We start from the raw sequence: 26029 nt of genomic DNA, 5'->3' as shown, positions 1-26029 counted from the left end.
GAACCGGAGCCCATCATGGCCTTGCTCGAGCTGGAGCGCATCAGCGCACAGTACCCCGGCGCCACCACCCCGGTGCTGGATGACATCAACCTGACGCTGGGGCCACGCCAACTGCTGGTCGCCCTCGGGCCCTCCGGCAGCGGCAAGACCTCGCTGCTCAATCTCATCGCCGGCTTCGTCGCCCCCAGCGGCGGGCGCATCACCCTCGACGGTGCGCCCGTGCAAGGCCCGGGTGCCGACCGCGGCGTGGTGTTCCAGGATGACGCCCTGCTGCCCTGGCAGGACGTGCTCGGCAATGTCGCTTTTGGCCTGGAGCTGGCCGGCGTCCCTCGCGCGCAGCGTGAGGCCAAGGCGCGCGAGATGCTGGCACTGGTCGATCTGGCCGGATTCGGCGACCGGCGCATCTGGCAGCTTTCCGGTGGACAGAAGCAGCGCGTGGGCCTGGCCCGCGCCCTGGCTGCCGACCCACGCGTACTGCTGATGGACGAACCCTTCGGCGCCCTCGATGCCTTCACCCGCGAGCAGATGCAGGAGCTGTTGCTGCAGGTCTGGCAGCGCACCGCAAAGCCAGTGTTCCTGATCACCCACGACATCGAGGAAGCCGTGTTCCTGGCCAGCGAACTGGTGTTGCTGGCCCCTAATCCGGGGCGCGTGGTCGAGCGCCTGCGACTGGACTTCGGCCAGCGCTACGCCGCGGGCGAACCAGCGCGGGCGATCAAGTCCGACCCGCGCTTCATCGAAACCCGCGAGCACGTGCTGTCGCGGGTGTTTTCCCAACGTGCCGCCCGCCGCGAGGAGTCCGCATGAGCAGCCTGGACCTGCCGGTCGCCGGCAAAACCGACACCCGCACCGCCTCGGCGGTGAAGACCCGCCGCCCGCTGCCGACCCGCTGGATCAGCGCCCTGACCCTGGCCAGCCTGCTGCTGGTCTGGTGGCTGGTGACCGCTGCCGGCTGGGTCGAGCCACTGTTCCTGCCCGCCCCCGGCGACATCCTGGCCAAGGCCTGGGTACTGCTGACCCAGGGCTACATGGACGCCAGCCTCTGGCAGCACCTGGGCGCGAGCCTGGGCCGCATCGGCGTGGCGTTGCTGGCGGCGACCCTGACCGCGATTCCGGTCGGCATCGCCATCGGCTACAACCGCGTGGCTCGCGGCATTTTCGACCCACTGATCGAGTTCTACCGACCGATACCGCCGCTGGCCTACCTGCCGCTGATCGTGATCTGGTGCGGGATCGGCGAGCTGTCAAAAGTGCTGCTGATCTACCTGGCGATCTTCGCCCCGATCGCCATCGCCACCGCCACCGGCGTGCGCACCGTCGACCCGGCCAAGCTGCGCGCCGCGCAGTCGCTGGGGGCGAGCAAGGTGCAACTGATTCGCCATGTGATCCTGCCCAGCGCCTTGCCTGACATCCTCACCGGCATTCGCATCGGCCTGGGGGTCGGCTGGTCGACCCTGGTCGCCGCCGAACTGATCGCCGCCACCAGCGGCCTGGGCTTCATGGTGCAGTCAGCCGCGCAGTTCCTGGTCACCGATGTGGTGGTGCTGGGCATCCTGCTGATCGCGCTGATCGCCTTTGCCCTGGAGATGGGCCTGCGCGCCCTGCAGCGCCGCCTCGTACCCTGGCATGGACAGAGTCACTGACCTTTTAGGCCTCATCGCGGGCAAGCCCGCTCCTACAAAACGGGCTTGCCCGCGATGAGGTCCACAACGACACCGCCAACCGCCCCCCCATTCGAGACCGACATGAGCCTGACCATCACTCCCCTCAGCCCGGCCCTCGGCGCGCAGATCAGCGGCGTCGATCTGTCACGCGAAATCACCGATGCACAGCGCGACGCCATCGAGCAGGCGCTGCTCGAGCACCAGGTGCTGTTCTTCCGTGAGCAGTCGATCGACCCCGCCCAGCAGGCCCGCTTCGCTGCGCGCTTCGGCGACCTGCACATCCACCCGATCTACCCCAACGTGCCGGAAACCCCGCAGGTGCTGATTCTCGACACCGCAGTCACCGACGTGCGCGACAACGCGATCTGGCACACCGACGTTACCTTCCTGCCGACCCCGGCACTGGGCGCAGTGCTCAGCGCCAAGCAACTGCCCGCCTACGGCGGTGACACCTTGTGGGCCAGCGGCATCGCCGCGTTCGAAGCCTTGTCGGCGCCACTGCGCACCCTGCTCGATGGCCTCACGGCCACCCACGATTTCACCAAGTCATTCCCGCTCGAGCGCTTCGGCACCACCGCCCAGGACCTGGAGCGCTGGGAAGCCACCCGCCGCAACAACCCACCGCTGTCGCACCCGGTGGTGCGCACCCATCCGGTGAGCGGGCGCAAGGCATTGTTCGTCAACGAAGGGTTCACCACGCGGATCAACGAGCTTGCCGACCACGAGAGCGAGGCGCTGCTCAAGCTGCTGTTCGCCCATGCCACACGGCCGGAATTCAGCATTCGCTGGCGCTGGCAGGAGAATGACGTGGCGTTCTGGGACAACCGCGTGACCCAGCATTACGCGGTGGATGACTACCGGCCGCAGCGACGGGTGATGCATCGCGCGACGATTCTCGGCGACGCACCGTTCTGAAACCATTCGCGGGCAAGCCCGCTCCCACAGGTGCAACACAGTTGCTGACGACTGTGGTGCACCTGTGGGAGCGGGCTTGCCCGCGAATGGAAGCGCCGCGCGTTACCTGACCAAGTGCAGGAACTGCATGTGCCGCTCGTACTGGTCGAGGATGTCGTTGATGATCTGCTCCTTGCTGTAGCCAACCAGGTCATAGTTCTGGCTGCCTTCGGCCAGGTGCACTTCGGCGCGGTAGTAGCGGCGGTTCTTCAACTCCTGCGTGCCCAGCCCACCCAGTGCGAACGATGGTGTGAAGTAGCCACGCATCTGCACCTGGTAGATGAACGGCTGCTCCTCGCCATGGCCGATCTTCAGGCTGACGTTGTCGTGGCTCGGGTCGTCCTGGGTGATCAGCACCAGGCCCTTCTGCTCGAACACCTCGGTCACGTCGGCAATCGCCGGGCGCACCACGTCATCCATGAAGCGGTACACCTCGTCACGTGACGGGAAATGCACGGCCTGGCTCAAGCGCTGGCGCCAGCCACCGCGTCCGCGGCGGGACTGAGCGAACGGTGCCAGCGAGTGCATCTGCGCGATCTGCCGCTGGCTCTCCAGATAGAACGCCTTGTGCAATCCCCACATCATGCACAGCAAGATCAGCGAGAACGGCAAGGACGTCAGCACCACGGCCGACTTGAGCGAATCGATGCTGCCGGCGAACAGCAAGCCGCTGGTGACCAGCGCCGTCATCGCGCCCCAGAAGATCCGCAGCCAGTTCGGCCCGTCTTCGTCAGCGTCGCCGCCCTTGGCAGACAGCGTCGACAGCACCACGGTGCCGGAGTCGGCGGAGGTGACGAAGAACACGAAGCTGATGAACACCGTGACGGCGATCACCGTCTTGCTCCAGGGGTAGGTTTCCAGCAGCAGGTACAGGCTCATCGACGGGTTGTCCAACGCCGACTGCCCCAGCGCGGTCATCCCATGGTTGATCACCTGGTCCAGCGCACTGTTACCGAAGATCGACATCCACGCCAGGGTGAAGCCCAGCGGAATCAGCAGCACACCGAAGACGAATTCGCGAATGGTGCGCCCACGCGAGATGCGCGCGATGAACAGCCCGACGAAGGGCGCCCAGGCAATCCACCAGGCCCAGTAGAACACCGTCCAGCCGCCCAGCCAGTCGCGGTTCTCGCCATAGGCATACACGTCGAAGCTCTTGCGCGGCAGGGCGCCGAGATAGTCACCGAGGTTCTGGATCAGGGTGTTGAACAGGTGTTGCGTGGGCCCGGCGAAGAGCACGAACAGCAGCAGCGCGCAGGCCAGGAACAGGTTGATGTCGCTCATCACCCGCACGCCCTTCTCTACTCCGGCGACCGCCACGGCCACCGCAGCGCCCATCATCAGGGTGATCAGCAGCACCTGCACCCACTGGCTGTGGTCGATGCCGAACAGGTAGTCCAGGCCGGCGTTCAGGTGCAACACGCCAAAGCCCATGTCCGCGCCCAGGCCGAACACCGTGGCGATGATGCCGAAGCCGTCCACCGCATAGCCGATCGGCCCGTTGATGCGCTTGCCGATCAGCGGGTACAGCGCCGAGCGCAGTGCCAGTGGCAGGTTGTGGCGGTAGGCGAAATATGCCAGGGCCATGCCGACGAAGGCGAACACGCCCCAACCATGCAGGCCCCAGTGCAGGAACAGGATCTGCATCGCCTGACGCCCGGCCTCGGCCGTGCCCGCCTCGCCCTGGGGCGGCTGGAGCATGTGGGTCAGGGGTTCGGAAACGCAGAAGAAGAACAGCGTGATGCTGATACCGGCAGCGAACAGCATGCCGGCCCAGGACAGGTAGCTGAACTCGGGCTCGTCATGGTCGGCGCCGAGCTTGATCTTGCCGTAGCCGGACACTGCGGTGACCACCACGAACACCAGGTACAAGGTCATGGCCAGCATGTAGTACCAGCCGACCGTGTTGGCCGCCCAGTTCTGTGCAGCCAGCAACCAGTCGCCCGCCGCTTGCGGGTTGGCGATGACCACCAGGCCGAAGATGAGGATGAAACTTGCCGCGAAGTAGAACACCGGGGGGTTCATGCGGATCTTGCCATTGGCAAGGGAAGGCGTCGGTGCACTCATGAAACGGGCACCTCTACAGTAGTGAAAAGGCTCGGATTGAACGGGTTCAGCAAAGGGAATCCTCCTGTTGAACACCGGCAGCGGACCAGCGTTTTAATTTGAACAAGCGTTCAAGTTAAACATGGATCGGATTTCAATGCGACCTGTGGTCGCTGGCGGGCGACCAATTGACCTTTGCGCTTTGCCAGCAGTTCCGGCCCTATCGCGGGACAAGCCCGCTCCACTCTGTGGGAGCGGGCTTGTCCCGCGATAAGGCCCGCCGGGCCTACCTCACTGTTTGTCCTGGCAATCGAGCTGCAGGTTCGCCTGGGTGATGTTGCTCTCGGCCGGCACGCTGCGGGTCAGCCAGACATTGCCGCCAATGGTCGAGCCCTTGCCGATGGTGATCCGCCCCAGAATGGTCGCACCGGCATAGATGACCACGTCGTCCTCGACGATCGGGTGGCGCGCCAGCCCCTTGTGCAGGGTGCCCGACTCGTCCGACGGAAAGCGCTTGGCGCCAAGGGTCACGGCCTGGTAGATACGCACACGCTCGCCGATGATCGCCGTCTCACCGATCACCACGCCCGTGCCATGGTCGATGAAGAAGCTCTGGCCGATCTGTGCGCCGGGATGGATGTCGATACCGGTGGCCGAATGCGCCAGCTCCGAGCTGATGCGCGCCAGCAGCGGCAGCCCGGCCTGGTAGAGGTAGTGCGCCAGGCGGTGGTGAATGATCGCCAGGATGCCGGGATAGCACAGCAGCACCTCATCGACGCTGCGCGCCGCGGGGTCGCCGTGGTAGGCCGCCAGCACGTCGGTGTCGAGCAGTACGCGCAACCCCGGCAAGGCTTTGGCAAAGCCTTGGATCAGGCCCAGTGCGTGGGCATCGACATCCTTGGGCTCGACCTCGGTATTGCCGTGCCGCGCGGCGTAGCGCAGTTCCAGGCGCGCCTGGGCGAGCAGTGCGGTCAGCGCCGCATCCAGGGTGTGGCCGACGTAGAAGTCCTCGCTCTCCTCACGCAGGTCCACAGGCCCCAGGCGCATGGGAAACAACGCCCCACAGAGTTGCTCGAGAATCTCGCGCATCGCCTCGCGCGAGGGCAGTTCGCGTCCGCCCTGCTTGTTGCTGCAACGGCCGTTGCGGCTGCGCCACTGGTCACGGGCCTGGCGCAGTTCGCTGACGATGCCCGGCAATTGCCAATGGCCGGTCGATGGATGTTCGCTCACGGTGTTCTCCTGGCTTGCGGCGATGTCGGAAAATTAGGGCCGCAACTTGTAGGAATTACTCTACGGCAAATTCTTCCCTTGGAAAAAACAACGCTTTATTCCATCCTGCACTAAGTCGGGCATAAGCAGCGATGACGGGGGCCAGGTTCACGGCTACCCTCAACACTGCCCTTCAGGGACGAAATAACTGAAAGGAATAATAGATAATTTTTTATTATTTCCTGAACTATAAAGCCCACCCTATAGTCGCCACCCACTACTTAAAACAAAGCGCGGGGACAGCCATGACCAAATTCACCAAACCACTTCTCAACGCCAGCCTGGCCATCCTGCTGGGCACCGGTCTGTTCAGCCACGCCTTCGCGGGTGAGCAGCTCAAGACCATCCAGGAAAAAGGCGTGATCAACGTCGGCCTGGAAGGCACCTACCCACCCTTCAGCTTCGTCGACGAGAACGGCAAGCTGACCGGTTTCGAAGTGGAACTCTCCGAACTGCTGGCCAAGGAGCTGGGCGTCAAGGCCAAGGTCCAGCCAACCAAGTGGGACGGCATCCTCGCCGCGCTCGAATCCAAGCGCCTGGACGTGGTGATCAACCAGGTCACCATCTCCGAAGAGCGCAAGAAAAAGTACGACTTCTCCGAGCCCTACACCATCTCCGGCATCCAGGCGCTGATCCTGAAGAAGAAGGCCGAGCAGCTGAACATCAAGACCGCGCAGGACCTGGCGGGCAAGAAGGTCGGCGTGGGCCTGGGCACCAACTACGAGCAGTGGGTCAAGCAGGACGTCCCCAAGGCCGACGTGCGTACCTATGAAGACGATCCGAGCAAGTTCGCCGACCTGCGCAACGGCCGTATCGACGCCATCCTGATCGACCGCCTGGCCGCCCTGGAATACGCCCAGAAGGCCAAGGACACTCAACTTGCCGGCGAAGCCTTCTCGCGCCTGGAAAGCGGCGTGGCCCTGCGCAAGGGCGAGCCGGAACTGCTCGCGGCAGTGAACAAGGCGCTGGACAAGCTCAAGGCTGACGGCACCCTGGCCAAGCTGTCCGAGAAATACTTCGGTGCCGACGTCACCAAATGATCTCTGAAAGCCTGCAACTCGTAATCGACTCTACGCCCTTCCTGCTCAAGGGCGCGGGTTACACGGTACTGCTCAGTGTCGGCGGCATGTTCTTCGGCCTGGTGCTGGGCTTTGCCCTGGCACTGATGCGCCTGTCGAAGATCCTGCCGCTGGACTGGCTGGCGCGGATCTACGTGTCGTTCTTCCGCGGCACGCCACTGCTGGTGCAACTGTTCGTGATCTACTTCGGCATGCCGCAGATCGGCATCGAACTCGATCCGATCCCCGCCTCGCTGATCGGCCTGTCGCTGAACATGGCGGCGTACATCTGCGAAATCCTGCGCGCGGCGATCTCCTCGATCGACCGCGGCCAGTGGGAAGCCGCCGCCAGCATCGGCATGACCCGAACCCAGGCCATGCGCCGGGCGATCCTGCCCCAGGCCATGCGCACCGCCTTGCCGCCGCTGGGCAACAGCTTCATCTCGCTGGTCAAGGATACCGCCCTGGCGGCGACCATCCAGGTGCCGGAGCTGTTCCGCCAGGCGCAGTTGATCACCGCACGGACCTTCGAAGTCTTCACCATGTACCTGGCCGTGGCCGTCATCTACTGGATTCTCTGCAGTATCCTGGCGCACTTCCAGAACCGCATGGAAGCGCGGGTCAACCAGCATGACCAGGAGCACTGAAGATGATCGTAGTAGAAGGCCTGACCAAGCAGTTCAAGGGCCAGACCGTACTCAAGGGCATCGACCTGACGGTCGAGGCCGGTGAAGTCGTCGCCATCATCGGCCCGAGTGGCTCGGGCAAGACCACCTTCCTGCGCTGCCTGAACCTGCTGGAAACGCCCGATGCCGGGAAGATCCGCATCGGCGACATCGACATCGACGCCGACCGCCCGCTCAGCGGCCAGCAAAGCGCGATCCGCCGTCTGCGCCAGCAGGCCGGGTTCGTGTTCCAGAACTTCAACCTGTTCCCCCACCGCACCGCCCTGGAGAACGTCATCGAAGGGCCGGTGATCGTCAAGAAGACCCCGCGCAGCCAAGCGCTGGAGCTGGGTCGCAAGCTGCTCGCCAAGGTCGGCCTGGCCGGCAAGGAAGACGCCTATCCACGGCGCCTGTCCGGCGGCCAGCAGCAGCGCGTGGCTATCGCCCGCGCGCTTGCGATGGAGCCTGAAGTGATCCTCTTCGACGAACCGACCTCCGCGCTCGACCCCGAGCTGGTCGGCGAAGTGCTGGCGACCATCCGTGGCCTGGCCGAAGAGAAGCGCACCATGATCATCGTCACCCACGAGATGAGCTTTGCACGTGATGTGGCGAACCGGGTGATCTTCTTCGACAAGGGCGTGATCGTCGAACAGGGCGAGGCCAAGGCGCTGTTCGCCAATCCGAAGGAAGAGCGTACCCGGCAGTTCCTGCGCAAGTTCCTCGGGACCACTGCTTCGCAAGACTGAAAAGCTCGGCTGGATTCTTCGCGGGCAAGTCCCCCTCCCACAGGAGCCGCACCGGTGCTCAAGCCCGTGCGGTTCTCTGTGGGAGCGAGCCTTGCCCGCGAAGAGGCCGGCACATCCAGGCAAATGCCTCTCTTCTATTCATATTCCAAAGCGTTAGTTCATAAACTTTTTATAAGCACATAAGGTATATAGACCGGACCACCGGACCCGCACACATCCGTCGCGATCAGCTGTAGCGACGCATCTACTTCGTGAGGTTCAGGAATGGTCAGGAACACAATCACCCCAGTGCGTAACGCCAGGGCATTGAGTGCAGCCAAGGAGCGGCACTGATGTCCAGCCAACCCAACACCCAATTCCACAGCGATATCGACAGCTCGCCCCTGCTGCTGCCGGCCAAGGTGCTGCGCAATGACACCGAGGCCCTGCAAGCGGCCCGCGAACTGGCCGAAACCGCACGTCAGCAGGCCTCGCGCCGCGACCAGCAACGCAAGCTGCCGTGGGCCGAGATCGAGCTGTTCACCCGCTCGGGGCTTGGCAGCATCAGCGTGCCCAAGGCCCATGGCGGCCCGGAGGTATCGTTCGCGACCATCGCCGAAGTCTTTCGCCTGATCAGCGCCGCCGACCCGGCGCTGGGGCAGATCCCACAGAATCAGTTCGGCCTGCTGCACCTGCTGCGCCTGACCGCCAGCGAGGCGCAGCAGGCGCTGATCTTCCGCTCGGTGCTGGACGGCTGGCGCATCGGCAACGCCGGCCCCGAACGCAGCACCAAAGACACCTTGACCCTCAAGGCACGCATCACCCGCGATGGCGACACCTACCGCATCAGCGGCGAGAAGTTCTACTCCACCGGCGCCCTGTTCGCCCATTGGGTGGCGGTCAAGGCCCTGGACGACGAAGGTCGCCAGCGCCTGGCCTTCGTCCGCCGCGGCAGCCCGGGGTTGCGCATCGTCGACGACTGGTCCGGCTTCGGCCAGCGCACCACCGCCAGCGGCACGGTGCTGCTCGACCAGGTGCCAGTAGACGCGGACCTGGTGATCGACAACTGGCGCCAGGCCGACCAGCCCAATATCCAGGGCGCAGTCTCGCAACTGATCCAGGCTGCCATCGACGCCGGGATCGCCGAAGCGGCCATCGAGGACGCCATCGCCTTCGTGCGTGACAAGTCGCGGCCGTGGATCGACGCCAAGGTCGAGCGTGCCAGTGACGACCTCTATGTGATCGCCGACATCGGCCGCCTCAAGCTCGAGTTGCACGCCGCCGAAACCCTGTTGCGCAAGGCCGCGCAGGTGCTGGACGAGGTCAATGCGGCGCCCATCGACGCTGCGGCGGCGGCACGCGCCTCGATTGCCGTGGCCGAGGCCAAGGTGCTCACCACCGAGATTTCGCTGCAGGCCAGCGAGAAGCTGCTCGAGCTTGCCGGCAGCCGCGCGACACTCGCCGAATTCAACCTCGACCGCCACTGGCGCAACGCCCGGGTGCACACGCTGCACGACCCGGTGCGCTGGAAGTACCACGCGGTCGGCGCCTACTACCTCAACGGCACGCTGCCTGCGCGGCATTCCTGGATCTGACTTGAGGGCCTTTCGCGGGCAAGCCCGCTCCTACAGGGACAGCACAGGTCTGTGGGAGCGGCGGTTCGCCGCTGCGCCTTGTCCCGCGAAAAGCCCCGGAGAACAACATGACCACATCCCTGATCAGCAGCGACGCCCAGGCCCTTGCCGTCGCCGAAGACATCGCCCGGCAACTGCACCGCGACAGCGCCCTGCGCGACCGCGAACGCCGCCTGCCACACGCCGAACTGGAGCTGTTCACCCGCTCCGGTCTGTGGGCGATCACCGTACCCAAGGCCTTCGGTGGCGCCGAAGTGTCGAACGTCACCCTGGCCAAGGTCATCGCCCGCATCGCCCAGGCCGACGCTTCGCTCGGGCAGATTCCGCAGAACCACTTCTACGCCCTCGAAGTGCTGCGCGTGAACGGCACCCCCGAACAACAGCAGCGTCTCTACGCCGAGGTGCTGGCCGGCAAGCGCTTCGGTAACGCCCTGGCCGAACTCGGCACCAGGACCTCCAGCGACCGCACCACCCGCCTGACCCGCGACGGCGGCGGCTACCGCATCAACGGCCGCAAGTTCTACGCCACCGGCGCGATCTATGCCCAGCGCATCCCTACCTCGGTGGTCGATGACGAGGGCGTGCAGCAACTGGCGTTCGTGCCCGCCGACAGCCCCGGTGTGCAAGTGATAGACGACTGGAGCGGCTTCGGCCAACGCACCACCGGCAGCGGTTCGGTGCTGTTCGACAATGTCCGTGTCGAGGCCGCCGATGTGGTGCCCTTCCAGGCCGCGTTCGAGCGCCCGACCACCGTCGGCCCCTTGGCGCAGATTCTCCACGCCGCCATCGACACCGGCATCGCTCGCGCCGCAGTCGAGGACGCCCTGCACTTCGTGCGCAACCACAGCCGCCCATGGATCGACGCGGGCGTCGACCAGGCTTCGGCCGACCCGCTGACACTCAACAGCTTCGGCCGCCTGAGCATCCGCCTGCACGCCGCCGAAGCGCTGCTCGAACGGGCCGGTGAAATCCTCGACCAGGCCCAGCGCGACAGCAACGCCAGCAACGTGGCCGCCGCCTCCATCGCCGTCGCCGAGGTCCGCGCGATCAGCACCGAGATCTCCCTGGCCGCTGCCAGCACCCTGTTCGAGCTGGCCGGAAGCCGCGCCACCCTGGCCGAACACAACCTCGACCGCCACTGGCGCAACGCCCGGGTCCACACCCTGCACGACCCGGTGCGCTGGAAGTACCACGCCATCGGCAACTACTACCTCAACGGCGAAAACCCACCGCTGCGAGGGACCATCTGATGAGCAAGCAGATCCTGCTCAACGCCTTCAACATGAACTGCATTGGCCATATCAACCATGGCCTGTGGACCCATCCGCGCGACACCTCGACCCGCTACAAGGATATCGAGTACTGGACCGACCTCGCCCGCCTGCTGGAGCGCGGGCTGTTCGACGGGCTGTTCATCGCCGACATCGTCGGCACCTACGACATCTACGGCGACTCGGTCGATGTCACGCTCAAGGAGTCGATCCAGCTGCCGGTAAACGATCCGCTGCTGCTGGTCTCGGCCATGGCTGCGGTGACCCGCAACCTGGGCTTCGGCCTGACTGCCAACCTCACCTACGAGCCGCCTTATCTGTTCGCGCGCCGGCTCTCGACCCTCGATCACCTGAGCAAGGGCCGGGTCGGCTGGAACATCGTCACCGGCTACCTCGACAGCGCGGCCCGTGCCATGGGCCTGGAACAGCAGCCCGAGCACGACCGACGCTACGACCAGGCCGACGAATACCTGCAGGTGCTGTACAAGCTGCTCGAAGGCAGTTGGGCGGACGATGCCGTGGTCGAAGACCGCGAGCAACGCGTCTATGCCCAGCCCGACAAGGTGCGCAAGATCGAGCACCGAGGCGAATTCTACAAGGTCGAGGGCTATCACCTGTGCGAGCCCTCACCGCAGCGCACACCGGTGCTGTTCCAGGCAGGCAGCTCGGCCCGCGGCCTGGCATTTGCCGGCAACCACGCCGAGTGCGTGTTCATCGGCGGCCAGACCCACTCAGGCACCCGTGCCCAGGTCGATAAGGTGCGCGCGGCCGCCCTCGCCGCAGGCCGCGATCCTGAGGCGATCAAGGTGTTCATGGGCATCACCGTGATCGTCGCACCCACCGAGGAGCAGGCCCGCGCCAAGCACGCCGAGTATTTGCGCCACGCCAGTGCTGAAGCGGGTGTGGCGCACTTTGCCGCCTCCACCGGCATCGACTTCGCCGCCTTCGACCTCGACGAGCCGATCAACGCAGGCCAGGGCAACGCAATCCAGTCCGCCACCAAGCTCCTGCAGGACAACGCCTGGACCCGCCGCCGCCTGCTGGAACAACACGCCCTGGGCGGACGCTACGTGACCCTGGTCGGCGCGCCCGAGCAGGTCGCCGAGCAACTGATCGGCTGGATCGACGAGACCGGCCTGGACGGCTTCAACCTGGCACGCACCGTCACCCCGGAAAGCTACGAAGACTTCATCGACCTGGTGGTCCCCGAACTGCAACGCCGTGGCCGCTACAAGACCGCCTACGCCGACGGCAGCCTGCGCCAGAAGCTGTTCGCCAGCCCCAGCGCGCACCTGCCCGCCGACCATCCCGGCAGCACCTATCGCACCCCGACCAACGCCCCGACCGGAGCCCCGCACCATGCTTGAGAAACTCTATCGGCCCGTCGTGGCCGCCCTGCTGTCCCTGGGCCTTGCCGGCGCCGCGCTGGCCGCCGAACCGCTGAAGATCGGCACCACGGCCGCCTTCGCCATTCCGCTGGAGGCGGCCGTGGCAGAAGCGCACAAGCAAGGCCTGGAGGTGAAGCTGATCGAGTTCAGCGACTGGATCGCCCCCAACGTCAGCCTCAACAGCGGCGACATCGACGTGAACTACTTCCAGCACATCCCGTTCCTGGAAAACGCCAAGGCCGCGGCAGGCTTCAACCTGGTGCCCTATGCACCGGGGATCATCAACAACGTGGGCCTGTATTCGAAGAAGTACAAAAGCTTCGCCGAACTGCCCGAAGGCGCCAGCGTGGCCATCGCCAACGACCCGATCAACAGCGGACGCGGCCTGCAGCTGCTGGCCAAGGCCGGCTTGATCACCCTCAAGCCTGGCGTGGGTTACAAGGCCACCGAAGATGACATCGTCGCCAACCCGAAGAAGCTGAGGATTCTTCAGGTCGAAGCGGTGCAACTGGTGCGTGCCTACGACGATGCCGACCTGGTACAGGGCTACCCGGCCTACATCCGCCTGGCCAACAGCTTCGATGCCACCTCGGCGCTGCTGTTCGACGGCCTGGAGAACAAGGAGTACGTGATCCAGTTCGTGATCCGCCCACAAAACAAGGACGACCCACGCCTGGCCAAATTCGTCGATATCTACCAACATTCGCCGGCCGTGCGTGAAGCCCTGAACAAGGCCCACGGCAGTCTGTACCAGGCCGGCTGGGAGGGCTGAGATGAGCAGCGCCAGCGCCCTCAGGGCGCCCGTCCCTCAAAGTACACCCGCCCCGGCGCGCGAGCAGGTACTGCGCCCGGAGGTGAACGAGGCCCATGTCCGCTTCATCGGGTTGGGCAAGACCTACCCCGGCCAGTCACACCCGGCGCTGCACGGCATCGACCTGAACATCCGCCGCGGCGAGATCTTCGGCATCATCGGCCGCAGCGGCGCCGGCAAGTCGTCGCTGCTGCGCACCATCAACCGCCTGGAGCAACCCAGCGAAGGGCGCGTGCTGATCGACCAGGTCGATATCGCACCGTTCGACGAGGACCGCCTGGTGTCGCTGCGCCGACGCATCGGCATGATCTTCCAGCACTTCAACCTGATGTCGGCCAAGACCGTGTGGCAGAACGTCGAGCTCCCCTTGAAGGTGGCTGGCGTGGCCAAGGCCGAGCGCCAGCGTAAAGTGCACGAGCTGCTGGAGCTGGTGGGCCTGGAGCAGAAGCACCATGTCTATCCGGCGCAGCTGTCCGGCGGTCAGAAACAGCGCGTCGGCATTGCCCGCGCGCTGGTGCACGATCCGCAGATCCTGCTGTGCGACGAAGCGACCTCGGCACTGGACCCTGAAACCACCGCCTCGATCCTCGAGCTGCTGCGCGACATCAACCGGCGCCTGGGCCTGACCATCGTGCTGATCACCCACGAGATGGCAGTGATCCGTGACATCTGCCAGCGCGTGGTGGTGCTCGAACGTGGCGAGGTGGTCGAACAAGGCGAAGTCTGGCAGGTGTTCGGCGCGCCGCGCCACGAGGTGACCCGCACCTTGCTCGCGCCCTTGCAGGCCAAGCTGCCCGCAACCTTGCAGGCCAACCTGCGGGCGCAACCGGTCAGCCAGGACACTGCCGTGGTGTTGCGCCTGCAACTGGTCGGCGAGCCGGAGCTGTCGGCATTGTTCGCCGACTTTGGTGGGCGTGTGCGCCTGCTCCAAGGGGGTGTCGAGACCATTGGCGAGCACGCCCTGGGCCAACTGGTCCTGGCCGTACGCGGCTCAGGGCTCGGGGCTCATCAACTGCTCGAGCGCGCCCGGCGCTGGGCTGCAGACGTGGAGGTGCTGGGTTATGTGGACTGAACGCCTGCTGCAAGGGCTGATCGATACCCTGCTGATGGTGGGGGTGTCTTCGTTGATCGCCCTGCTGGTGGGGATTCCGATGGCGGTGCTGCTGGTCACCAGCGGCAAGTGCGGCATCTACGAAGCGCCGCTGCTCAACCGCGTGCTGGGCGCCTTCGTCAACCTGTTCCGCTCGATTCCCTTCCTGATCCTGATGGTGGCGTTGATCCCCTTTACCCGGCTGATCGTCGGTACCACCTATGGCGTCTGGGCGGCGGTGGTGCCGTTGACCATCGCGGCCACGCCGTTCTTCGCCCGGATCGCCGAAGTCAGCCTGCGCGAGGTCGACCATGGCTTGATCGAAGCCGCGCAGGCCATGGGCTGCCGACGCTGGCACATCATCTGGCATGTGCTGCTGCCTGAAGCGCTGCCAGGTATCGTCGGCGGCTTCACCATAACCCTGGTGACCATGATCAACTCTTCGGCGATGGCCGGTGCGATCGGTGCCGGCGGCCTCGGGGACATCGCCTACCGCTATGGGTATCAGCGCTTCGACAGCCAGATCATGCTGACGGTGATCGTCATGCTGGTGGCCCTGGTGGCGGTGATCCAGCTGGGTGGCGACCGGTTGGCCAAAGGCTTGAACAAGCGCTGACCGGAAGCCGGGCCCGCCCCTACAACCAGCGCAGGTTCTCGGCCGCCACGGGCCGTCCGAACCAGTAGCCCTGCCCCAGGTCGCACTGCTGCTCCAGCAGCAGTCGCGCCTGCTCGGCCTGCTCGATCCCCTCGGCATGCACCTGCATCCCCATGCTGCGCGCCAGGGCGATGATCACCCGCACGATGGCGATGTCATCTTCGTCATGGGGCAATCCGGCGACGAAGCCCTGGTCGATCTTCAGCTTCTGCACCGGTAGGCGCTTGAGCCGCAACAGCGACGAATAGCCCGTGCCGAAATCGTCGATCGCCAGGCGCAAGCCCAGCTCACGCAGACGGTGCAACTGCTCCAGTGCCACCTCCGGGTCTTCCATCACCGCGCTTTCGGTGACTTCCAGCTCCAGCAGCGCCGGGTCCAGGCCGGTCTCGTCCAGCACCTCGGCCACTTGTCGATACAGGGCGCGCTGGCCGAACAGGCGACTCGACAGATTCACCGCGACGAAATCCAGCACTCGCCCCTCGGCTTGCCACTGCACCATCTGCCGGCAGGCCTGGCGCAGCACCCAGGCATCGATATCGACGATCAACCCGGTGCGTTCGGCAATCGGGATGAACTCGCCCGGCGGCACCAGGCCGCGCTCGGGATGCTGCCAGCGCACCAGGGCCTCGACCCCGACCATGCTCCCGGTGAACAGGTCGTGCACCGGCTGGTAGAACACCCGCAGCTCTTCCTGGGCCAGGGCCCGGCGCAGCTCACCGGCGGTCTCGACGCGATGCTGGGCGTGGGCGGTGAGTTCTTCGGTGTACAGCGCATAGCAGGCGCGACCGCTGCTCTTGGCCTTGAACAGCGCCGAGTCGGCATTGCGCAACAGTTGCTCGGCGCTCAGCGCGTCGCTGGGGAACAGGCTGATGCCGATGCTCGCACCGATGAACAGGTGCTGCCCTTCGAACGCGAACGGCTGGCGCAGGCGCTCGAGGATGCCCTGGGCAGTGGTCGCCGCCTGCGCAACCTGCTGGCACCCTTCGAGCAGTACGGCGAACTCGTCGCCACCCAGCCGCGCCAGGGTCACGCCGCTACCCAACTGCTCTCGCAAACGCTCGCCCACCAGCTTGAGCAACTGGTCGCCAATGGTGTGGCCCAGGCTGTCGTTGATGCTCTGGAAGTGGTCGAGGTCGAGCAGCAGCAAGGCGCAGCCGCGCTTGTTCGCCTGGGCCGCTGCCAGCGCCTGCTCGGCACGGTCGTTGAACAGCAGCCGGTTGGGCAGGCCGGTCAAGGGGTCGTGGTGAGCGAGGTAGGCCAGTTCTTCCTCGGAATTCTTGATCGCACTGATGTCGCTGAACACCGCGACGTAGTGACTCAGCTCGCCGCTGTCATCGCGAATCGCGCAGATCGTCTGCCATTGCGGATAGATCTCGCCGCTTTTGCGGCGATTCCAGATTTCTCCGCTCCACTCGCCCTTTTCGGCCAGGGCCGCGTAGATCTGCTGGTAGAAGGGCGCGCCATGGCGGCCCGACTTGAACTTGCTCGGGCGCTGGCCCAGCACTTCGTCCTGGTGGTAACCGGTGATGCGCATGAAGGCCCGGTTCACATGCACGATCAGGCCGTTGCGATCGGTCACCAGTACACCTTCCAGGGTACTGTCGAAGACCGCTGCCGCCATGCGCAGGCGTTCGCGGTCCTCGCTGCGCAGACGCGCACCGACGCCGATGAAGTTGAGCAGCCGCGCCCGTGACACGAAGATCAGCAAGGCACTGAGCAGCACCCAGACCACCACGTTGATCTGCCGCCCGACGGTCAGCGCCAGGTCGTTGTCGGTCATGCCGCGCAACACCCACTCCGACAGCACCAGCCAGAGGAACGACAACACAACGTAGAGCGCAGCCATGCGCAAGGCGTCGCGAACAGAAACAGACATGTCGGGTGCATCAGTCCATGGAAGATAATCGCGCAGTATAAAGGTTGAAACATGCCGTGACTTTAAATCCGGGCTCATAAATAAGTCGCGGTCCCCGCCTCCCTGGCCCCGTCCAGCCTGCCTCGGCGACGCCCTCGCCGACGGCAAGGTGACCGGTGGCGACGATCCTGGCGCAAGCGCGACTGGTTTTATTTCACCGTCAAGGGATAATGCGCCCGTTGTTTCCCCTGTTTTCCCGAGGGTCTTTCCAACTATGTGGTACAACGGTCTGCTCGACCTGTCGGCCTGGCAACTGGTCGCGGTCACCCTGCTGATGACCCATGTGACCATCGTCAGCGTCACGATCTACCTGCATCGCTACTCGGCGCACCGCTCCCTGGAGCTCAATGCCGGGCTCAAGCATTTCTTCCGTTTCTGGCTGTGGCTGACCACGGCGCAGAACACCCGCGAATGGACGGCGGTGCACCGCAAGCACCACGCCAAGTGCGAAACCCCCGACGACCCGCACAGCCCGGTGTACAAGGGCTTGGGCACGGTCCTGCGCAAAGGCGCGGAGCTGTACCGGGAAGAGGCGCGCAACGAGGAAACCCTGCGCATCTACGGCAAGAACTGCCCGGATGACTGGATCGAGCGAAACCTCTACTCGCGCTACAAACTGGGCGGCATCGTCCTGATGGCCGTGCTCGACCTGCTGCTGTTCGGCACCATCGGCATCACCATCTGGGCCATCCAGATGATGTGGATTCCGTTCTGGGCCGCCGGCGTGGTCAATGGCCTGGGCCATGCGGTCGGCTATCGCAACTTCGAATGCCGCGACGCCGCCACCAACCTGGTGCCCTGGGGCATCATCATCGGCGGCGAGGAGCTGCACAACAACCACCACACCTACCCCAATTCGGCCAAGCTGTCGGTACGTCGCTGGGAGTTCGACATGGGCTGGATGTGGATTCGCCTGCTGTGCCTGCTGCGCCTGGCCAAGGTGCAGCGCGTGGCGCCGATCGCCCATCGGGTCGAAGGCAAGGCCTCGCTGGACATGGACACCGCCATGGCGATTCTCAACAACCGCTTCCAGATCATGGCCCAGTACCGCAAGCTGGTGATCGGCCCACTGGTCAAGCAGGAGCTGGAAAAGGTCGACACCTCGGTGCGCCACCACTTCCGTCGCGCCAAGCGCCTGCTGTCACGCGAGACCAGCCTGCTGCAGGATCGCCACCACGTACGCATCGAATCGATGCTGACGCACAGCCAGACGCTCAAGATCATCTACGAGAAGCGCCTGGCGCTGCAGCAGATCTGGGCACGCACCAGCGCCAACGGCCACGACATGCTGGCCGCCATGAAAGACTGGGTGCACGAGGCCGAAGCCAGTGGTATCCAGTCGCTGCGGGACTTCGCCGCGCAGCTCAAGACCTACTCCCTGCGTCCTACCGGCGCCTGACTGCCGTTGATCGGCATGCCCCGCCCAAGGGGCATGCCGACCGGAACTTCACCCCCCCGCTCGACTCAAAATCGGCATATCGCCCGCGTGGCGGGCCGGGTCGTGGCCGCACGCACATTCGTCGAGAACCGATCCGTGCACATGGCCAAAGAACGTCATCCTCCGATCCAGACCGGTCCACCCCGCCCTGAAGCTGCCCAGACCCTGCTCGCCCTGCTGCATGCCCAGGGTGAAGTGGCGCGTCTGAGCGAGCGCGAGCAGCTCTACAGTTCCCTGCTCGACAGCGTCAACGCCGTGCTCTGGGCCTTCGACTGGGAAACCCGCCAGGTGCTTTACGTCAGCCCCGCCTACGAGCGTATTTTTGGCCGCCCGGCCAGCCTGGTGATGGCCGACTACAACGAATGGCGCGACGCAATCCACCCCGACGACCTCGACTACGCCGAGCGCAGCCTGGCCCAGGTACTGCTCCAGGGCACCGTCGAGGACCGCGAATACCGCATCATCAACGGCGCAGGCGAAGTGCGCTGGCTCAGCGACAAGTGCTACATCAACCAGCAGCGCGAAGGCGAACGGGTGATCATCGTCGGCATTGCCGAGGACATCACCGAGAAGAAACAGCTCGAAGGCGAATTGCAACGCCTTGCCACCACCGACGTCCTGACCCAGAGCAGCAACCGCCGACACTTCTTCGACTGTGCCCAGCAGGCGTTCGACCGCGCCCGCGAAGACGGCACGCCCATGGCCTTCCTGCTGCTGGACATCGACGACTTCAAGCACATCAACGACAGCTATGGGCATCCAGAGGGCGATCAGGTGCTGCAGCGCATCGCCGACACCGGCAAGGCGGCGCTGCGCCGGGGCGATCTGTTCGGGCGTATTGGCGGCGAGGAATTCGCGGCGGTGTTCCCAGGCTGCACGGCACAGGTCGCCGAACAGATCGCCCAACGCCTGCAGCGGGAGATCCAGCGCCTGAGCTTCACCTACGGCCAGCAGACCTACGGCGTGACCGTAAGCCAGGGGCTGACCGAACTGAGCGAGCAGGATACCGGCGTGGACAACCTGTTCGGCCGCGCCGACGCAGCGATGTACCAGGCCAAGCGCCAGGGCAAGAACCAGATCGTGCGCGGGTGACCGACAGCGCTCAAGGTTTGGCCGCGGTGCTGCCTTCGTCGGTATCCGGGGCCTGAGGCACCTCTTCCACAACCTCGGCTTCAACGCTCGCGGCATCGACCTCAGGCGTTGTGACCACCACCGGCGGCGCGGGCGGCTCGCGCAGGCGATTGAGCTCAGGCAGGCCAAGCTTGAGCAGGCGTGCAGTCTTGCTGCTGGCGATCTTCTCGTTGCCCTGGGTCGGCAACGCCCGTGACAACTGGCCGGCCAGGTTCATCGCCAGGATCTCTCGCGAATACACGCCACCGCCCAACTGGTAGATCGCAGCGATCAGCTCACGCAGGTCCAGCGGCAGGCGCCAGCGGGTGCGCAGGGCCGAGCCGAACGGTGCGCCAAACTCATTGAGCGACAACTGCACCTGGTCTTCGTCCAGCGCGCCACCGGCCAGACGCCACTCCTGCAGAGTGCGCAGCACCGCCAGGTCCCCCAGGCAATGCAACAGGCCCGCGCAGTAGCAGCGCTCCTGGTCCAGCTCGAGCATGCGCGCCAAAGTACGCGCGAATTCGGCGGTGTGTAGCGAGATGTTCCAGAAGCGTGCGGCATGCTGTGCCAGCAGCGGGTCGCTCAGGCGTGCGCTGCGCTTCAGCGTCAGGCCCAGGATCAGGTTCATGCTCTGGGTGCTGCCCAACTTGTTCAGCGCCTGCAGCAGGGTCTGCACCGGCGCATCGCTATGCATGGCGGCACTGTTGGCTGCGGCGATGAGTACACCGGTGATCTGCGGGTCACTGCGCACTTCCTCTTCCAGCACCCGCAGGTTCAGGCCCTGGGGGTTGAGCGCGCGCTTGATCGCCAGTTGCACATCGGCAAACAGCGGGCCGCCATCGGCGGTAGCCCGGCGCTGCTCGAGGTAGGCCGGCAGGCTGGCCCCCGGCTGAAGGGGCGGCACCGGGCAGGCGATCTGCTCGCCGACTTCAAGCAACAGGTTTTCCAGGCGCTTGCGCAGGTTGTCCAGGTTCAGGGGCTTGCTCAGGTAGGCGGTAGGGTGCAGCGGCAGCGCTTCTTTCACACTGGCGCTGTCAGTGCGTTCGCTCATGAGGATGAACGGCAGGCCAGGCTTGTCGCTCTTGGCGCGCACCTTGCGCAGCAGATCGAGGCCATCGACACCGGACAGCTCACGGGCTGCGATGATCAGGTCGGGCTTGCTCGACAGCGCCGTCAGGGCCTGGGAGCCATCGGCACAGACCTCCAACCGGGCATCGCAGCGCACGCTGAGCAGCATCTCGCGAAGCATGTCGCGTACCCAGGGATCGCTCTCGGCGATCAGCACGCGGGGTGGGAGGGGGTCTGCAGCGCTCATGGGCAACTCCTGAATAATCCTGACACGCAGTCCATCGCGGCTTCCAAACACGTCCATCGGTTAACCATAGCGCCACCTGCCGTGAATTGGCACAAAAAAACCCGCGATGGCATGCAGTTCACAGTTTGTTCATCTTCGTCGCAGCATCCGTGCACGCATTAACTACCACCTCGCCCGGCCCCTGACCGGCTCTAGTGATGCCCCCATCACAACGCCGTACAGCAAGCACGGCCAGCGAGGAAGTCATGACGCTCGACCTTTCATCCACCACGCAACAAGCCCTTTCGACCCTGCGCACCCGCATCGACCAACGCCTTGCACAGTCCCCCTCGCTTGAGAGCATGGGGCTGGCCAATCTGGACCAGGCATTGACAGACGCAGAAGCTGCGAGCATCGAGCTGGCGATCAGGAGCGCCGTGCACGCTTACTGGGAGTCGCTCGAAAAACCCTCGATGACGAGGCGCCAGTGTCACATCGAGGATATTGAGGCCACGCTGCGCCGATTGCTCGACATCCAGATCGCCGCCGGCAGGATTCACCCGACCTACGCCACCTGCCTGCCCGCTTCGCTCGATCAGAATGGCCTGGCCATCAGCACCCTGAGCCTCAAGCTCGAGGCAGGCCGCACAGCCACACTGCATGGCTGCCTGATGTTCAGCCTGGACAGCGGCCCGACCCTCGTGTGGATCGCTGGCCGCCAATGGGCCGCCTTCGCCACGCGCGACCTGGCGCTTGCCGCGCTGACGGCGCTGGTGAACCAGCCGGTGGCCAGGGCCAGCATCACCGATACCCTGACCCGCGCGCAGCGCCTCGCGATGACCCAGGCATCGGCAGTGCACCCCTACGAACAGCGCCACTGGGTGATCAAACCCGTACAGCGCAAGGCCTTTGCCGAGCTGCATCGACAACTGCGCAGCCTGCAGCTGCACGATATCAAGTACGCCTTGCGGGTCGAGCCGATGCCTGGTGAATCCCGCTCCGGACGCGTCGAGGATGCGCTGCGCCTGCCGCTTGCTCTCGGACCGAGCAGCGCTCTCGACGCCACCCTCGACGAGGCGCTCAAGACACCGCCCAAAGCACCCCACTGGCTGCGATACGCGCCAGAGGACCAGGCCAATCAATGCCTGAAGGCACTCCAGGAATACGACCACGCTCGTGCCGCCATGCTCAGTGCGCTGGGCGGCTGCGACAGCATCGAAAGCTTCGCCGCGACTCATCTGCGCAGCAGTATCGCCAACGACCTGGGCCTGGATCTGGACCCCGAGCAGATCATGCTGGTGACCAAGCGCACGCTGCCCGAAACCGCCACCCCCTATGAAATCCGGCGCAGCCTTGTGCACCTGGCTTTGCAGGGGCTGCACGATGGCGACGACCAGCCGGCCTCGGAATTCATCGCCGCCACACGCTTCGAACAACAAGACCGGCCACTGCCTGACGCGTACGCCACACTCACGCCTGCCTATGTCTGCAAGCTGATCGAAACACTGGCGCTGCACGGCAAGTTCGCCCCCGCTCAAATAGCCGCACACAAGCAGGACACCAACCGGTCGCTGATGAACACCGCGCTCTTGCAGCAGATCGCGGCCCAGGCCTGGTGCGCACGCCTGCAGGGCCAGATCACGCCCGAAGACCAGCAGACGCTGGCAACCTTCGTCGCAGGAAGCGGCACGGGCTATGACAGGTTGTCCAGTGCCAACCTGCTCCTGGCCGACCAGTACCTGCTGAGCGACGCGCTGCTGGTGCGCCAGGAAGACGCCGAGGGCGGCCTGCAGCGTCTGCTGCTGTGCTGCCCGCATCATCCGCACAAGCCGGTGCAGGGTTTCGACAGCGAACGGCAGTTGCTCGTCGAGGTGGTGGGCTGGTTCGCTGAGGCGGACTCCCAGGCCTACCTGCTGCAGAACGTGATAGCCCAGCAGCGCACCTCGTTCGCCGCCCTGATCAGTCAGATCGCCGACAAGCCACTCCCGCAAACACAGCAACAACCCACCAGCACCGATACGCAGGCCTGGAACACCTGGTACCTGGATATCAGCAAGCAGCGCGAGCGGATCCCTACCCCGCAAAAGCCCTACGAGCAATTCATGACGCTGGTGCGCTTCACGGGCCAGGAAGGGGTCAAAGCCCTGACCCAGAACCGCATCGAGGTTGCCGAGGCCAACACAGCCGCGCACGAGCCCGCCTGGTTGCAATCGGCCAGTGCCTCCCAGCGTGGCCAGCTGACACGCCTGGAAGACCAGATCCAGGCTGCAGAGCAGCAGTATGCCAAGGCCAGGCATGCGCAACTGCCGGACTTCGAGGCGTATGTCCATGCCCAGGCCCAGGACAAGCTCAAGCAGTTGCTCGGGAACAACGACGAGCGTGTCGATCCGGACCGCGTGATCATCAAGTCACCCAGGGAGACCTTGACCTACACCCAATTGCTGCGCAACGGCTATGACGACAGCCTGGGCCTGCTTACGGCCACAGCCGATACCACGGCGACCTTCGAAGGCCCACCCGGGGTCGATCTGTCGGCGCTGACGCCACAATCGGTCACCGGCTCCATACGCGGTCAGTGGGTATCCGACCGCTACGTCAGACTGATCGAGGAAACCCTGCTCTCGCCCAGACACACCGGCTACGCCTGGCGCCGTCGGCAGAGCGTGTTGATCGTGCAACTGCAGATGCAACTGGCGGCGCTGCGCAGCCTCCTGCAAGGGCATCTGGACGCCGACCAGCACACCTGGGTGCTGGCGAGCATCCAGAGCATGCACCGGACTGCCGACACCGAGCGTGAGCGCCATGCGTTCTACCGATTGGTGGTGCGTATCGACAACGAATTCCTGGCCAGCGAGCCGACAATCGGCAGGTTGTTCAACGAGCTGTACCGGATCATGGACAAGACTCCGCCCTACCGCGAAGAAATCATCCACGGTTGCTACCTGCTCAAATCGCCGGCAGGGCACCCTTCGCAGACGCTGCTCTACACGCCCGCGGCAGCAGACGGCATCGACTTCCGGCCCTTCAGCAGCTTCGTCCAGTCGCTCAACACCCCGGGCATGGCCGATTACTACAAGGACCGCAGTCGCAGACAAGCCGGGCAACTGCTGGCCTTCCTGTTCAAGGACCTGCGCGAGGGCGGCCCGAGCCCGGTACCAAGCGTACCCGAAGCCCCCGCGGACGACCTGCGCATCCTGTGCTATGACGACGGGCTGCGCCAACGCATCGTCGATGTGCGCGATGTCACCAAGGGCCGCGCCGATATGATCGCGAGCATCGTCTGGAACACACTGGAAACGGTGACCCAGATCGTGACGCTGCCCTTCCCGCCTGCTGCATTCGCAGTGGGCGCCGCACTTGCCCTGCGCGACTATGTCGCTGCACTGAGCGCATTCATCAACCGCGATGCCGGCACCGCAAGCCTTTACCTGTTGTCTTCGCTGCTCAACGGCGCAGGCGCCTATGGCGACCTGGCGCACGGCATGAAAGGCTTTGGTGGCCTGCTGCGCAATGCCGAGCGGCTGCCCAGCCAACCACGGCGCTGGGCAGACACGAAGGCGACAGTGCTCGGCCTCACCGAGCGTGAGCTCACGCCCGTCGAACTGAAGGGCCAGTCGGTACTGCTCGGGCCTCCTTCCGCACAGGGATTGGCGCGGGTAGCCAGGCGTAACGCAAGCGGTGAACTGATCGACACCGGACGTTACGCCCGGCAGGACAAGCTCGGGGACTGGACCCCGGTGGAGCATGCGGACAACGCTGCATTCCAGCTTGCCCCCGACAAGCACGCCGTCGCCATCTCGCTGGAAGGTGGCACACCGGCCAGTGGCGCACACGCGCAAGGCATCACGCTGGTCAATGGCCGCCCCTACGTACAGATCGACGCCCAGGTGTTCCAGGTGCAATTCGATCCGCACACCGCACAGTGGTCGATCATCGACCCGGACAATCCATTCGCCTTTTTCGGGCGCCAGCCATTGGCACGCCAGGCCGATGGCACCTGGAAACGCGTCGACAGTGGCGGGTTGCGTGGTGGCAGCCCTGGTGACAACGGCCAGGCAACCACGCCAAAGCCTGTGACAACGCCTGACACCGTCACCCCACCCGCGGCCGGTGCTGACAACGTGGTCAGCCTGCGCAGTGAACGCTCGAGCTTCTGGGATACCCACATGAAAGAGGATGCGGCGCAAAGCGAACTGCTCTCGAACCAGGCCCAGGCCCGTCATCGCGCATTGCTGGACGATGCCGATATCGCCCGCCTGGAAGATGGCGAAAGTGCGCGCATGGATGAGCATGACTTCGAGTACCTGCAAACCGAGGAAGGTATTACCTACACCTACAAGGAAGACGAAGAGTACGTAAACCGCCTCGTCGGCAACTACACGGATGAAGACTCACAGATCAACAGCTATCTGCGCCGTGGGGTGCATGAGTTCGCGTTCTGCGACTCGGACACCTTCGTCGACAAGCTGGTGGACTCGCTGGAAACCCTGCCCAAGAGCAACACAGTCGCTCTGTACCGCGGAGGCAACGGATCGAGAGGCACCTCGGGCGAGCACTTTCGCAGTGGGAGACTCAAGAAAGGCGATGTGCTGGTCAACTCGGACCTGACGTCCTTTACCGAGAATCCTTACGTGATACGTGCTTTCGCCAGCGATGAGCTCTCCTCGCCGGACATCGTCGTGGGTGCGTTCGACGACACATCAGTGGTCTTCGAAGTCCCTGCGGGCCAATACCACAGCGGGGTGCCCATAGCCCCCCTGTCATGGACAAAAACAGAGGCGGAAACCCTGTTCCCGCCAGGGTGCCGTTTCGAGATCGAAGACATCGGCGAGGTGGTGGGTGACGACTTCCGCTTCGTCAATGTGAAGCTCAAGGAGATCCCGAGCACAACGCCCGTAGTGCATCCGGTCTATGACCTGCGCACTGGCAACCCATTCAAGCGCGACGAGTACGCCGCCATGCTCAAGAACGACGACCTGGTCGAACGCTTCTTCCCGGCTGCCGACTGGACACCTCCCAGCCCTTCGAACACCTGAACC

19 protein-coding genes are annotated in these 26029 nt (G+C 64.8%); 15 read left to right on the top strand and 4 right to left on the bottom strand.

From position 1 onward, the window contains the following. Nucleotides 1-15: 15 nt before the first annotated feature. The 3 genes from tauB to tauD all read left to right on the top strand — a co-directional run bounded on the left by tauB (nucleotide 16) and on the right by tauD (nucleotide 2579). A complete protein-coding gene (gene tauB, locus ACK3BK_RS01285) occupies nucleotides 16-807 on the top strand; it encodes a taurine ABC transporter ATP-binding subunit (RefSeq protein ID WP_411383602.1) in 792 nt (263 codons plus the stop codon). Further along, nucleotides 804-1643: a taurine ABC transporter permease TauC gene (gene tauC, locus ACK3BK_RS01280; protein ID WP_411383601.1), complete on the top strand. Its 840-nt coding sequence runs from the start codon at nucleotides 804-806 to the stop codon at nucleotides 1641-1643. Before tauB ends, tauC begins: the two co-directional genes overlap by 4 nt. A gap of 102 nt (nucleotides 1644-1745) precedes the next feature. Continuing rightward, entirely contained in the window at nucleotides 1746-2579 is an 834-nt protein-coding gene (gene tauD, locus ACK3BK_RS01275; RefSeq protein ID WP_186667409.1) for a taurine dioxygenase, read from the top strand. A gap of 102 nt (nucleotides 2580-2681) precedes the next feature. Here tauD and betT read toward each other — a convergent pair whose 3' ends face one another. Together betT and epsC are read right to left on the bottom strand one after the other, a co-directional pair. After that, complete coding sequence (gene betT / locus ACK3BK_RS01270; RefSeq protein ID WP_186667576.1) at nucleotides 2682-4643, bottom strand: choline transporter BetT; 1962 nt, start codon at nucleotides 4641-4643, stop codon at nucleotides 2682-2684. 312 nt (nucleotides 4644-4955) lie between these two features. Next, nucleotides 4956-5894, bottom strand: a complete 939-nt coding sequence (gene epsC / locus ACK3BK_RS01265; protein WP_186667408.1) for a serine O-acetyltransferase EpsC — start codon at nucleotides 5892-5894, stop codon at nucleotides 4956-4958. 284 nt (nucleotides 5895-6178) lie between these two features. Between epsC and tcyJ the strand changes: the two genes are divergently transcribed. The 9 genes from tcyJ to ACK3BK_RS01220 all read left to right on the top strand — a co-directional run bounded on the left by tcyJ (nucleotide 6179) and on the right by ACK3BK_RS01220 (nucleotide 15191). Beyond that, the gene (tcyJ, locus tag ACK3BK_RS01260; protein ID WP_054891655.1) at nucleotides 6179-6973 is read left to right on the top strand and encodes a cystine ABC transporter substrate-binding protein; all 795 of its coding nucleotides are present in this window, start codon (nucleotides 6179-6181) and stop codon (nucleotides 6971-6973) included. Then, entirely contained in the window at nucleotides 6970-7638 is a 669-nt protein-coding gene (tcyL, locus tag ACK3BK_RS01255) for a cystine ABC transporter permease (RefSeq protein WP_054891654.1), read from the top strand. Before tcyJ ends, tcyL begins: the two co-directional genes overlap by 4 nt. 2 nt (nucleotides 7639-7640) lie before the next feature. Further along, complete coding sequence (gene tcyN, locus ACK3BK_RS01250) at nucleotides 7641-8402, top strand: L-cystine ABC transporter ATP-binding protein TcyN (protein WP_186667407.1); 762 nt, start codon at nucleotides 7641-7643, stop codon at nucleotides 8400-8402. Nucleotides 8403-8734: 332 nt separating this feature from the next. After that, complete coding sequence (locus ACK3BK_RS01245; RefSeq protein ID WP_411383600.1) at nucleotides 8735-9976, top strand: SfnB family sulfur acquisition oxidoreductase; 1242 nt, start codon at nucleotides 8735-8737, stop codon at nucleotides 9974-9976. 107 nt (nucleotides 9977-10083) lie between these two features. Then, nucleotides 10084-11265 (top strand): SfnB family sulfur acquisition oxidoreductase, encoded by a 1182-nt coding sequence (locus ACK3BK_RS01240; protein ID WP_411383599.1) that lies wholly within the window; start codon nucleotides 10084-10086, stop codon nucleotides 11263-11265. After that, nucleotides 11265-12653 carry an LLM class flavin-dependent oxidoreductase gene (locus tag ACK3BK_RS01235; RefSeq protein WP_411383598.1) on the top strand — a complete coding sequence of 463 codons (1389 nt, stop codon included), beginning with the start codon at nucleotides 11265-11267 and terminating at the stop codon, nucleotides 12651-12653. The genes ACK3BK_RS01240 and ACK3BK_RS01235 overlap by 1 nt, the downstream gene beginning before the upstream one ends. After that, entirely contained in the window at nucleotides 12646-13446 is an 801-nt protein-coding gene (locus ACK3BK_RS01230; protein ID WP_411383597.1) for a MetQ/NlpA family ABC transporter substrate-binding protein, read from the top strand. Before ACK3BK_RS01235 ends, ACK3BK_RS01230 begins: the two co-directional genes overlap by 8 nt. Nucleotide 13447: 1 nt before the next feature. Then, nucleotides 13448-14557, top strand: a complete 1110-nt coding sequence (locus ACK3BK_RS01225) for a methionine ABC transporter ATP-binding protein (RefSeq protein WP_411383596.1) — start codon at nucleotides 13448-13450, stop codon at nucleotides 14555-14557. After that, nucleotides 14547-15191, top strand: a complete 645-nt coding sequence (locus ACK3BK_RS01220) for a methionine ABC transporter permease (RefSeq protein WP_411383595.1) — start codon at nucleotides 14547-14549, stop codon at nucleotides 15189-15191. Before ACK3BK_RS01225 ends, ACK3BK_RS01220 begins: the two co-directional genes overlap by 11 nt. Before the next feature lie 19 nt (nucleotides 15192-15210). Here the strand turns inward: ACK3BK_RS01220 and dibA are convergent, their stop codons facing one another. Next, nucleotides 15211-17106 carry a phosphodiesterase DibA gene (dibA, locus tag ACK3BK_RS01215; RefSeq protein WP_411383594.1) on the bottom strand — a complete coding sequence of 632 codons (1896 nt, stop codon included), beginning with the start codon at nucleotides 17104-17106 and terminating at the stop codon, nucleotides 15211-15213. A gap of 253 nt (nucleotides 17107-17359) precedes the next feature. Here dibA and desA point away from each other — a divergent pair, with 253 nt between their 5' ends. Together desA and ACK3BK_RS01205 are read left to right on the top strand one after the other, a co-directional pair. Then, entirely contained in the window at nucleotides 17360-18544 is a 1185-nt protein-coding gene (gene desA / locus ACK3BK_RS01210; RefSeq protein ID WP_186667400.1) for a delta-9 fatty acid desaturase DesA, read from the top strand. A 141-nt stretch (nucleotides 18545-18685) separates the two neighbouring features. Beyond that, the gene (locus tag ACK3BK_RS01205; RefSeq protein WP_411383593.1) at nucleotides 18686-19675 is read left to right on the top strand and encodes a GGDEF domain-containing protein; all 990 of its coding nucleotides are present in this window, start codon (nucleotides 18686-18688) and stop codon (nucleotides 19673-19675) included. A 10-nt stretch (nucleotides 19676-19685) separates the two neighbouring features. Here ACK3BK_RS01205 and ACK3BK_RS01200 read toward each other — a convergent pair whose 3' ends face one another. Continuing rightward, nucleotides 19686-21011 (bottom strand): HDOD domain-containing protein, encoded by a 1326-nt coding sequence (locus ACK3BK_RS01200; RefSeq protein WP_411383592.1) that lies wholly within the window; start codon nucleotides 21009-21011, stop codon nucleotides 19686-19688. A gap of 245 nt (nucleotides 21012-21256) precedes the next feature. On the opposite strand from ACK3BK_RS01200, the gene ACK3BK_RS01195 reads away from it, so the two are divergent. Next, complete coding sequence (locus ACK3BK_RS01195; RefSeq protein ID WP_411383591.1) at nucleotides 21257-26026, top strand: dermonecrotic toxin domain-containing protein; 4770 nt, start codon at nucleotides 21257-21259, stop codon at nucleotides 26024-26026. Nucleotides 26027-26029 lie beyond the last annotated feature (3 nt).

It is taken from the genome of Pseudomonas sp. L7, from assembly GCF_046605565.1.
Lineage (GTDB): Bacteria > Pseudomonadota > Gammaproteobacteria > Pseudomonadales > Pseudomonadaceae > Aquipseudomonas > Aquipseudomonas wayambapalatensis.
This window is presented reverse-complemented; position numbering and strand designations above follow the sequence as displayed.

Excerpts from the sequence above, each read along its gene's own strand:
- ACK3BK_RS01200 (WP_411383592.1), bottom strand. The coding sequence starts at position 21,011 with ATGAGCGCTGCAGACCCCCTCCCACCCCGCGTGCTGATCGCCGAGAGC.
- dibA (WP_411383594.1), bottom strand. The coding sequence starts at position 17,106 with ATGTCTGTTTCTGTTCGCGACGCCTTGCGCATGGCTGCGCTCTACGTT.
- tcyJ (WP_054891655.1), top strand. The coding sequence starts at position 6,179 with ATGACCAAATTCACCAAACCACTTCTCAACGCCAGCCTGGCCATCCTG.
- ACK3BK_RS01195 (WP_411383591.1), top strand. The coding sequence starts at position 21,257 with ATGACGCTCGACCTTTCATCCACCACGCAACAAGCCCTTTCGACCCTG.
- ACK3BK_RS01235 (WP_411383598.1), top strand. The coding sequence starts at position 11,265 with ATGAGCAAGCAGATCCTGCTCAACGCCTTCAACATGAACTGCATTGGC.
- ACK3BK_RS01245 (WP_411383600.1), top strand. The coding sequence starts at position 8,735 with ATGTCCAGCCAACCCAACACCCAATTCCACAGCGATATCGACAGCTCG.
- ACK3BK_RS01225 (WP_411383596.1), top strand. The coding sequence starts at position 13,448 with ATGAGCAGCGCCAGCGCCCTCAGGGCGCCCGTCCCTCAAAGTACACCC.
- tcyL (WP_054891654.1), top strand. The coding sequence starts at position 6,970 with ATGATCTCTGAAAGCCTGCAACTCGTAATCGACTCTACGCCCTTCCTG.
- tauD (WP_186667409.1), top strand. The coding sequence starts at position 1,746 with ATGAGCCTGACCATCACTCCCCTCAGCCCGGCCCTCGGCGCGCAGATC.
- tauC (WP_411383601.1), top strand. The coding sequence starts at position 804 with ATGAGCAGCCTGGACCTGCCGGTCGCCGGCAAAACCGACACCCGCACC.
- tcyN (WP_186667407.1), top strand. The coding sequence starts at position 7,641 with ATGATCGTAGTAGAAGGCCTGACCAAGCAGTTCAAGGGCCAGACCGTA.
- desA (WP_186667400.1), top strand. The coding sequence starts at position 17,360 with ATGTGGTACAACGGTCTGCTCGACCTGTCGGCCTGGCAACTGGTCGCG.
- ACK3BK_RS01205 (WP_411383593.1), top strand. The coding sequence starts at position 18,686 with ATGGCCAAAGAACGTCATCCTCCGATCCAGACCGGTCCACCCCGCCCT.
- ACK3BK_RS01220 (WP_411383595.1), top strand. The coding sequence starts at position 14,547 with ATGTGGACTGAACGCCTGCTGCAAGGGCTGATCGATACCCTGCTGATG.
- ACK3BK_RS01230 (WP_411383597.1), top strand. The coding sequence starts at position 12,646 with ATGCTTGAGAAACTCTATCGGCCCGTCGTGGCCGCCCTGCTGTCCCTG.
- ACK3BK_RS01240 (WP_411383599.1), top strand. The coding sequence starts at position 10,084 with ATGACCACATCCCTGATCAGCAGCGACGCCCAGGCCCTTGCCGTCGCC.
- tauB (WP_411383602.1), top strand. The coding sequence starts at position 16 with ATGGCCTTGCTCGAGCTGGAGCGCATCAGCGCACAGTACCCCGGCGCC.
- betT (WP_186667576.1), bottom strand. The coding sequence starts at position 4,643 with ATGAACCCCCCGGTGTTCTACTTCGCGGCAAGTTTCATCCTCATCTTC.